7 protein-coding genes are annotated in these 8,689 nt (G+C 73.5%); 3 read left to right on the top strand and 4 right to left on the bottom strand.

Translation table 11 applies throughout. From position 1 onward, the window contains the following. Positions 1 to 58: 58 nt before the first annotated feature. The 4 genes from mycP to eccB all read right to left on the bottom strand — a co-directional run bounded on the left by mycP (position 59) and on the right by eccB (position 4,004). Positions 59 to 1,417, bottom strand: a complete 1,359-nt coding sequence (gene mycP, locus ACFUEL_RS29250) for a type VII secretion-associated serine protease mycosin (protein ID WP_380239779.1) — start codon at positions 1,415 to 1,417, stop codon at positions 59 to 61. A gap of 144 nt (positions 1,418 to 1,561) precedes the next feature. Next, positions 1,562 to 1,852 (bottom strand): WXG100 family type VII secretion target, encoded by a 291-nt coding sequence (locus tag ACFUEL_RS29245; RefSeq protein WP_380239778.1) that lies wholly within the window; start codon positions 1,850 to 1,852, stop codon positions 1,562 to 1,564. Positions 1,853 to 1,928: 76 nt separating this feature from the next. After that, positions 1,929 to 2,228, bottom strand: a complete 300-nt coding sequence (locus ACFUEL_RS29240; protein WP_380239777.1) for a WXG100 family type VII secretion target — start codon at positions 2,226 to 2,228, stop codon at positions 1,929 to 1,931. Positions 2,229 to 2,408: 180 nt separating this feature from the next. Next, positions 2,409 to 4,004, bottom strand: coding sequence for a type VII secretion protein EccB (gene eccB, locus ACFUEL_RS29235; RefSeq protein ID WP_380239776.1), 1,596 nt, complete (start codon positions 4,002 to 4,004; stop codon positions 2,409 to 2,411). Between the two features lie 250 nt (positions 4,005 to 4,254). Here eccB and eccE point away from each other — a divergent pair, with 250 nt between their 5' ends. The 3 genes from eccE (at position 4,255) to ACFUEL_RS29220 (ending at position 8,659) form a co-directional block, all read left to right on the top strand. Beyond that, a complete protein-coding gene (gene eccE / locus ACFUEL_RS29230; protein ID WP_380239775.1) occupies positions 4,255 to 5,640 on the top strand; it encodes a type VII secretion protein EccE in 1,386 nt (461 codons plus the stop codon). After that, the gene (locus tag ACFUEL_RS29225) at positions 5,640 to 6,398 is read left to right on the top strand and encodes a hypothetical protein (RefSeq protein WP_380239774.1); all 759 of its coding nucleotides are present in this window, start codon (positions 5,640 to 5,642) and stop codon (positions 6,396 to 6,398) included. Before eccE ends, ACFUEL_RS29225 begins: the two co-directional genes overlap by 1 nt. A 182-nt stretch (positions 6,399 to 6,580) precedes the next feature. Then, positions 6,581 to 8,659, top strand: a complete 2,079-nt coding sequence (locus ACFUEL_RS29220) for a MinD/ParA family protein (protein ID WP_380239773.1) — start codon at positions 6,581 to 6,583, stop codon at positions 8,657 to 8,659. Positions 8,660 to 8,689 lie beyond the last annotated feature (30 nt).

Here is an 8,689-nt window from a genome sequence, read left to right as displayed (position 1 = left end):
GCCCCTTTTCGGGACCGGCCCCCGTCACGGGCCCGCGCGGCGCGGCGGCCGCGGCGGGTCAGCCGTGCCGGCCGCGGCGGCGGCCCATGTCGCGGGCGACGACCGCCCCGCCGGCCAGGCCCGCCACCACCAGGGCGCCGATGCCCAGCACGAAGGTGCCGGTGCGGCGGTCCCGGTCGGCCTGGGTCTCCTCCAGCCCGAGCGGCTGGGCGACCAGCGGCGCGGCGTCCAGCTTGGTGGACGGATCCGGCTGCGGCGAGCTGCCGGGCACCTTGCTGTACTCGACGGCCTTCACCGGGTCGACCACGCCCCAGCCGATGTACTTGTTGGCGCCGTGCTCGGTGCGCTGCGCGGTCTGCTCGATCACGGTGCGGACCTGCTGGGCGCTCCAGCTGTCGTGCATGCCCTTGAGGATGGCCGCCACGCCCGCCACGTACGGGGCGGAGAAGCTGGTGCCGTTGTCGGTGCACTGGCCGTGCCCGGGGACGGTGGAGAGCATGTCGACGCCCGGCGCGGCCACGTCGACGAAGTCGCCGTACTGGGAGAACGGGGCCCGCTCGTTGTTGCGGTCGGAGGCGCCCACCGAGAGCACCGTGCTGAAGGCGGCCGGGTAGGTGGGGCCCTCCAGGCCGTCGTTGCCCGAGGAGGCGACCACCACGATCCGCTCCGCCTCGGCGTGGTCCAGCGCCTGCTCGAGCCGGTCGGCGTCCTGGAAGGTCGGATGGTCCAGGTCCGCGCTCGGGGGCACGCTCGGGTTGTTCTCGATCCGGACGTCCTGGGAGATGTTGATGACCTTGACGCCCTTGCTGATCGCCTCCTCGATCGCGGCGGCCAGGGTCCGCACGCTGCCGTGGCCCTCGGCGTCGTTCTGCCGGATCGCCACGATGCCGGCGTCCTTGGCCAGGCCGACGAAGCCGATGCCCGGCTTCTGGGCGCCCGCGATGATGCCCGCCACCTTGGTGCCGTGGCCCACCGGGTCGTTGGTGCTGTCGCCGGGCGGGCGCTGCTGGCCCTCCGCGAGGTTCTCGGCCAGGAAGTCCCGGCCGGCCTCGACCTTGCCCGCCAGCTGCGGGTTGCTCGAGTCCACCCCGGTGTCGATGACGGCGACCTTGACCTCCCGGCCGGTCCGGTTGTTCAGGTCGTCCGGCTTGCCGGGGCCGCTCGGGGCCGGGGCCGGGCTGGGCGAGGCGAACGACCTGCCGCCGCCCTCGCCCCACAGCTCGCTGAGGACCACCCGCTGCAGCGCCCAGGGCTTGGCGGCCACGTCCTGCTCGATGGGGAAGTTGCAGTCCCCCGCCGCGGCCAGCACCGGCGCCGCGGGAGCCGGTTCGGCCCAGGCCGGAACGGCGGCGACCGAACCGACCACCCCGAGCACCAGCAGCACCGCACCGGTCCGGCGCAACGATCCTGACGACACCTCTGCTCCACCCCTCATTGCTCTTCCACCCGTGTTCGTCCGTGTACTGCCCCGTACGGCGCGCGAAGGGCGGGCGCCCTGAGGACGCCCGCCCGTGTCAAGCACTGCCGTGCCGGTTCCCCCGTGCCGTCTCCGGCCCGCCGGTCAACGGTCCCAGATGCCCGCGTTGGTGTTCTCGGTCTGCTGGTAGCTCTGCGCGGCGTTGTCCAGCGCGCTGGCGATGCGGCCGAGCACCTCCTGCAGGTCCGCGGCCTTGGCGTCCCACAGGGCCTGCCGGGCCTGGTAGCCCTGCTGGGCGGCGCCTTCCCAGCTGGAGGCGATGCGCTGGACGCCCGCCTTCAGGTCGTCGAGCTGGCTCTGGATGCGAGCGGCGGTCTGACGGACCTCGGAGCTCGCGTTCTGGATCGTCTGGAAGTTGACGAGAATGCCGGACATTGATCTCTCCCCTTCGATGGATTCACGTCGCGCCCCCGGAAGGGCGCAGTGTCACTGGTGGCGTTGGCTACCGGCGTCAGCCGATGCCACCGACCGCAGCGCGCTGCTCCTCTTCGGTCATCGAGTACGCCTTGGTGGTCGCCTCGATGGCCTGACGAATCTCGTCGAGGATCTTGTTGAGCGACGTGGCGTCGTCGTTGAACTGCGACTGCATCTGCTGGTAGGCGGACGCGGCCGCGCCCTTCCAGCCCGAGGCGATCTCCGACACCAGGGTGTTGAGGCGGCTGATCTCGCCCTGGACCTGGTGGTTGACCTCGCCGATGCGGTTCGCGAAGGCGGTCATTTCCTCCGCGGTCGTCGTGAACTGACCTGCCATGATCCACCGTCCCCCATGAGACAGACTACGTCCGGACGTCCCTGTGGCGAACGTCCGTACGGGCACCACTGGTGTGGTGCTCTGAAGCACTGTAACGGCCAACTGCTGTGCGCCCAACACCGGGTAGCGGGTAGTTACCAGACCATGACACTGGAACCGCGCGCCATCACTGACGCGTCGTCAGGCGTTCTGGGCCTGAAGTGCGGCGTTGGTGTTGAGCACCGGACCGGCCGGGACCAGCTTCGACCAGGCGGCGGGCACCCGGGGCATCAGGACGTCCTTGTAGCCGAGCCGCGCCTGGGCCTCGTTGGTGCTGTTCGCCTTGGACGCGTCGGGCGAGGCACTGGCCGTGCCGGAGGCGCCGCCGTCGTTGTTGGCGGGCAGCGAGTAGCGCAGGCCGGAGTCGGTGATCAGGAAGTCGCTGCCGGAGGAGGCCGCCTGGCCGTCGGTGCCGAGGGTGTCGCCCTCCATCGCGCGGTACAGCAGGCCGTGACCGGGCGTCACGTGGGCGCTGACAGAACCGGAGGTGACCTGCGCCGGGTACCCGGTGCCCGCCCAGACCGAGCGGAGGATGCCGCCCTTCTCGTCGACGCCCTCGTAGGTGGAGCAGACCACCGTGCGGGGGGCGCTGCCGATGACGTTGACGGCCTGCTGCTTGAAGACGGGCAGGTCGCCGGCGGCCGTGATCATGTCCTTGACGGTCACGGGCGCCAGCTTGCTGATGTCGCCGGCGCCGACGTCCTCGATGGTCGGCGCGCCCTTCGGGTAGGCGCTCTGCAGCAGCGGGTCGGTGCGCATCAACTCGGCCTGGAACTCGGTGATCTGGTAGAGCTTCTGGGCCCCGACGACGTAGTAGACGCCCTGGAAGGTCAGCAGCCGGCCGATCTTCCTCTGCTCCGGGTTGGACAGCTCCAGGCTGGAGGTGCCGGAGGACTTGGCGGCGGAGGCGAAGGTGTCGATCCGCGGGAAGTCCACCAGCTGGCCGGACGCCAGGGTGTCCAGCCACTCCTTGGTGACCTGCTGCGGCTTGGCGTCCGGGCTGCTCAGCGCGTTCAGCAGGTCCCGGCGGTCCTTGGCGGACATGTCCCGCTTGCCGAGCGCGTGCTTCACGCCCTTGGAGTCGACCAGGTACATCGAACCCTCGTCGTGCCCGCCGTTCAGCAGGGGCTCCTGGACCAGCAGCATCTGGTGGTCGTTCAGCTTCTTGTCCGCGGCCTTGAGGTTCTTCTCGTCCTGCCCGGCGGCGATGAACACCGACTGGCCGACCGAGGACTGCTGGTTGTCCTTGCCCATCTTGTCGCAGACCGACCAGGTCTTCGCGGCCCCGGCGTCGCCCTTCGCGGGCAGCTTGTCCGGCGCGTACGGGATGCCGATGGTGGCGCCGCGCCGCGGGTACTTGTCCAGCACGTCGTCGGCGACGGTCTGCACGGTGGCGTTCTCCGGCAGCACCAGCCGGGCCGAGGACATGTTCAGCACCTGGTGCAGGGTGGGTTCCTTGTTCGGCCCGTCGTTCAGGATCACGTAGCGGGTCGTCGAGGACTTGCCCTGGATGACGAACTTCCCGCTGTCCCAGTTCGGCGGCGCGGCGGGCTTGAGCACGCCCCACATCCCGAAGCCCGCGACGACCACCGCGGCGACCACGAAGCTCGGCAGCACCGCGCGCAGCGGACGCGGCGCGTCCTCGTCGTTGCCGCCGCCGCCCGGCTGCAGGAAGGCCCCCACCATCCGCTTCCGGGCGAAGGTGTAGGCGTTCAGCTCGTCCCGGCGTGATGCCATGCTCGTCCCCGTCTCCCCTGTGTGACCCGCCCCGCGGGTGTCAACGCGCTTGTGCCGTCGGTTGAGTCTGCCACCCGGCGGGAGCGCCGCGCGGCCACCCCTCTACGATGCGGCAGCAGACGGTGAGTACGGTAACGGGTAGGCTCCGACGGTCCGCCATCCGGGCCGCCGACCCGGCCCCCGCCCGCGACTCACCGGGCCCGCAGGGGGATCTGACGGGACATCTGAAGCAGAGAGGGCAAATCGGGGGATGCCAAGCCAGTCCGCTCCAGCACGACGACGCTCCACCTCGCACGGCCGGAGGCCGGACGCCCCGGGCGGACGCCGGGCCCGCACCGCGCCGCCCGCGCCGGCCGCGGTCGGCCCGGTGGGCCTGCGGCTGCTGCCCAGGCCCGGACTGCTGGGCCGCCGCCTGGAGCTCAAGCAGATCGTCCAACTGGAGGTCGCCGCCGCCCTGGTCGCGGTCGGCTGGTCGATCAACACGATGATGGCGGGCGTCTTCGCGGTGCCCGCGCTGGTCCTGGTCGCGATCGCGCTGCTGCGCCTCGGCGGCCGCACCACCGGCGAGGCGGTGGGCGTCCGCTCGACGTACAACTCCCGCCGCCGGGAGGCGAAGTACAACGTCCCGCCGCCCGGCACCGACCCGGCGATCGCCCCGGTGATGGAGCTCGACCCGGCGCTCAAGACCTGCACCCACGCGATCGAGACCGACCTCGGCGACGGCCGGCCGCTGCGCCGCGAGACCGGCATGGTCGGCGACGGCACCTTCTTCACCTCGGTGCTGCTGGTGCAGTCCAAGGACCAGCCGCTGCGCCCCGGCCGGGCCGCCTCCTCGGTGCCGCTGGACCTGATCTGCTCGGTCCTCCAGGTCGACGACATCGCCCTGGAGTCGGTGCAGCTGGTCCAGCACACCCAGCCGGCGCCCGCCCCGCACCTGCCCGAGCACTCGCTGGCCGCCCGCGCCTACCAGCAGACCCCCGGCGGGGTGAGCACCCCGGCGCTGCGGCTGACCTGGGTCGCGCTCAAGCTCGACCCGGAGCGCGCCTCCACCGCCGTGCTGGCCCGCGGCGGCGGCGAGGAGGGCGCCCGCAAGACCCTGCAGCGCGTCACCGACCAGCTGGCCGGCCGGCTCAACAGCGCCGGGTTCACCGCCACCGTCCTGGACGAGCGCGAGCTGATCGCCGCCCTGGCCATCTCGGTGTGCGCGAACCCGGTGGCCGTGGCGGGCCGGCAGGGCTCCGGCGGCGGCGGGGTCGGCGTGCGCCGCACCCAGGAGTCGGCGAAGTCCTGCCGGATCGACGACCGCTGGCACGCCACCTACTGGATCTCCAAGTGGCCGGTGCTGTCCCGCCCCGGCATGGGCGGCGGCCGGGTGGCCGCCCCCGACCTGGTCAACCAGCTGACCGGCACGCCCGCGTTCGCCTCGACCTTCTCGGTCACCGCGTCCCGCGCGATGGGCGGCTCGGTGGCGCTCAGCGGCCACCTGCGGCTGACCGAGCACAACGAGGCCAGGCTCGACCAGATGGGCCGCCAGGCGGAGTCCCGGGCGCAGCACAGCGGCGCCTCGCTGACCCGCCTCGACCTGGAGCACGCCCCCGGCCTGCTCGCCACGCTGCCCCTGGGAGGGACGTCCTGATGGCCTACCAGACCTACCCCGGCCAGGCCCCGCAGCCGGTCGAGCAGCGCCCGGTGCGGGTGCGCCCCGGCTACGGCCTGCGCGGCCCGCGCCGGGAGAAGCACGTGCTGACCGTCGAGGACCTGTCGGCGCTGGCCTTCCCGGTCGGCGACGACGGCGTGGTGATCGGCCTGGACCACCAGCAGCAGCCCGCCGTGATCGGCCTGTTCCGCCCGTCCGCGTTCGAGGTGGTGCTGGTCGGCGGCATGTGGACGGCGCAGCTGATCGCGCTGCGCGCGGCCGCGACCGGGGCCCGGATCGCGGTGGAGACCGGCCGTCCGCAGGCGTGGGCGCCGATGGCGCAGGCCGCGGGCGGCGGCCAGCCGTGCGTGACGATCCACCAGGTGGGGCGGCTGGGCGCGCAGGGCGCCTCGGTGGCGTCCCCCGTTCTGGTGGTCCGCGACCTGGGCGCCCGGCCCAACCGCAGCCGGCTGTCGGCGACGCCCTGGCAGACCACGCTGACGGTGCTGCCGTACCTGGGCCCGAACGCCGCCCGGGTGATCAACTCGGCCGACCTGGTCGGCCTGCAGCGGGTCTCCCCGCAGGAGGCCGATCTGCTGGGCCGGCTGCTGTCGCTGGCCCCCGGCGACGTCAGCGCGCTGCCGACGCTGCCGGACAACGTGACGCTGTGGGCGACCCGGATGCGGCGCCAGTACGTGATGACCAACCAGGGCGAGGCCGAGACCCAGGTGCTGGGCGGTCCGCGCCGCATGGACTGACCGGCCCCGGCCGGTCGGCGCACTTCGGACGGGCCCCGGGCCCCCGGGGCGGGCCGGCCGGCCGGTGCGACCGGATTCGCCGTCAGGTCGGGCACCGCCTTCAACGCGGGCACCTGCACGGCCTAGTCTTGTTGCCCGACGGCAACCGCCGAAGCAGCTTCGGCGAGAACGAGGGAGCCCCAGTGAGCAGCGATCGGGACGGCGTCTACGTCGGCGACAACGCGGCCGAGGACGACGATGACTGGTCCGACGCCCCGGACTACAGCGCCCCGTCCTGGTACACCCAGAGCGCCGCGCCCGGTGCTCCGGTAGCGGCGCCGCAACCGCCCGTCCAGCAGCAGGTGCAGCCGCCGCAGGTGCAGCCGCCACCGGTGCAGCAGGCCCCGCCGCCCCAGGTGCCGGGCCCGCCGCCGACCGCCCAGCAGGCCCCGCAGCCGCCGGCCGTCCAGCAGCCGCCGCAGGCCCAGCCGCCGTTCCCGCAGCAGGGGCAGCCGCCGTTCCCGCCGCAGCCGGACGCCCAGCAGCAGCCCCCTCAGCAGCAGCCGCAGCCCCCGCAGGTGCCGGGCCCGCCGCCGGCGGCGGAGCAGCCGCCCGCCGTCCCGCAGGCCCCGCAGCCGCCCGCCGTCCCGAACGCCGCGGCGGCGAACGCGGCGCCGCCGGCGGAGCAGCCGCAGCCGCCGGTGGAGCAGGCCGCGCAGCCGCCGCAGGTGCCGGGCCCGCCGCCGGTCGCCCAGCAGGCCCCGCCGCAGCAGCCGTTCCCGCCGCAGGAGCAGCAGCCGCCGTACCCGCAGCAGGGCCAGCCGCCGTTCCCGCAGCCGGACGCCCAGCAGCAGCCCCCGCAGTGGCCGAACCAGCCGCAGCCGCAGCAGGGCCAGCCCCCGCAGGCCCAGCCCCCGCAGGCCCAGCCCCCGCAGGCGCAGCCGCCGGCCGACCCGCGGGCGGGCGGCTGGCCGCAGCCCGGCCAGACCATGGGCGGGCAGCCGTACGCGCCGCCCGGCCCGCAGCACGGCGTCGGCGGTGCTCCGCAGGCTCCGGCGCAGTTCCAGCAGGCGGCCGCGCAGCCGTCCGCGCACGGTGCGGCGCTCGGCTACACGGCCGCGGTGGAGCTGTCCTCGGACCGGCTGCTGCGCGGTCAGCCGAAGGCGCAGAAGCAGTCGCGGTTCCAGTTCGGCGGCAAGTCGGCGCAGGCCGGCCGGCAGCAGAAGCTGGAGCTGATCCGGCACCCGGTGATGACCTGCTACCGGATCGCGGTGATCAGCCTCAAGGGCGGTGTCGGCAAGACCACGACCACCACCTCGCTGGGCGCGACGCTGGCCAGCGAGCGGCAGGACAAGGTCATCGCGATCGACGCCAACCCGGACGCGGGCACCCTGGGCCGCCGCATCAAGCGGCAGACCGGGGCGACCATCCGCGACCTGGTGACGGCGATCCCGAACATCCGCAACTACATGGACATCCGCCAGTACACCTCGCAGGACCCGAACTCGGGCCTGGAGATCGTCGCCAACGACGTGGACCCGGCGGTCTCCACCACCTTCGACGACTCGGACTACCGCCAGGTCATCCAGGTGCTCGGGCAGCACTACCCGATCATCCTGACCGACTCCGGCACCGGTCTGCTGTACTCGGCGATGCGCGGCGTGCTGGACCTCGCGGACCAGCTGATCGTGGTGGCCACGCCCAGCGTGGACGGCGCCTCCAGCGCCTCGACCACCCTGGACTGGCTGTCCGCGCACGGCTACGCGGACCTGGTGCAGCGGTCGATCACGGTGGTCTCCGGGGTGCGCGAGACCAGCAAGATGATCAAGGTCGAGGACATCGTGGCGCACTTCCAGACCCGCTGCCGCGGCGTCGTGGTGGTGCCGTTCGACGAGAGCCTGGCGGCCGGTGCCGAGGTCAACCTGCAGATGATGCGCCCGAAGGTCCGCGACGCCTACTTCGAGCTGGCGACGCTGGTCGGCGAGGACATCGCCCGCTCGCAGCAGCAGGCCGGCTGGCAGGGCCAGCAGCAGTACCCGCAGCAGGGCCAGCCGTACCAGCAGCAGCAGTACCCGCAGCCGCCGCAGCAGGGCGGCTACCCCCAGCAGGGCGGCTACCCGCAGCAGGGCCAGCCGTGGCAGCAGCCCCCGCCGCAGCAGGGCGGCTACCCGCAGCAGGGCCAGCCGTACCCGCCGCAGGCCCCGCAGCCGGGCTACGGCTACCCGCCGCCGCACGAGGCACCGCCCCCGGGGTACGGCTACCCGCCGCCCCACCAGGGCTGACCCGACGGCCGAGCCCCCGCGGAACGCGCG

Source organism: Kitasatospora sp. NPDC057198 (genome assembly GCF_042670125.1).
GTDB lineage: Bacteria > Actinomycetota > Actinomycetes > Streptomycetales > Streptomycetaceae > Kitasatospora.
This window is presented reverse-complemented; position numbering and strand designations above follow the sequence as displayed.

Bases quoted from the DNA above. Each gene is read 5' to 3' on its own strand.
- eccB (WP_380239776.1), bottom strand. From the start codon at position 4,004: ATGGCATCACGCCGGGACGAGCTGAACGCCTACACCTTCGCCCGGAAG.
- eccE (WP_380239775.1), top strand. From the start codon at position 4,255: ATGCCAAGCCAGTCCGCTCCAGCACGACGACGCTCCACCTCGCACGGC.
- ACFUEL_RS29240 (WP_380239777.1), bottom strand. From the start codon at position 2,228: ATGGCAGGTCAGTTCACGACGACCGCGGAGGAAATGACCGCCTTCGCG.
- ACFUEL_RS29245 (WP_380239778.1), bottom strand. From the start codon at position 1,852: ATGTCCGGCATTCTCGTCAACTTCCAGACGATCCAGAACGCGAGCTCC.
- ACFUEL_RS29225 (WP_380239774.1), top strand. From the start codon at position 5,640: ATGGCCTACCAGACCTACCCCGGCCAGGCCCCGCAGCCGGTCGAGCAG.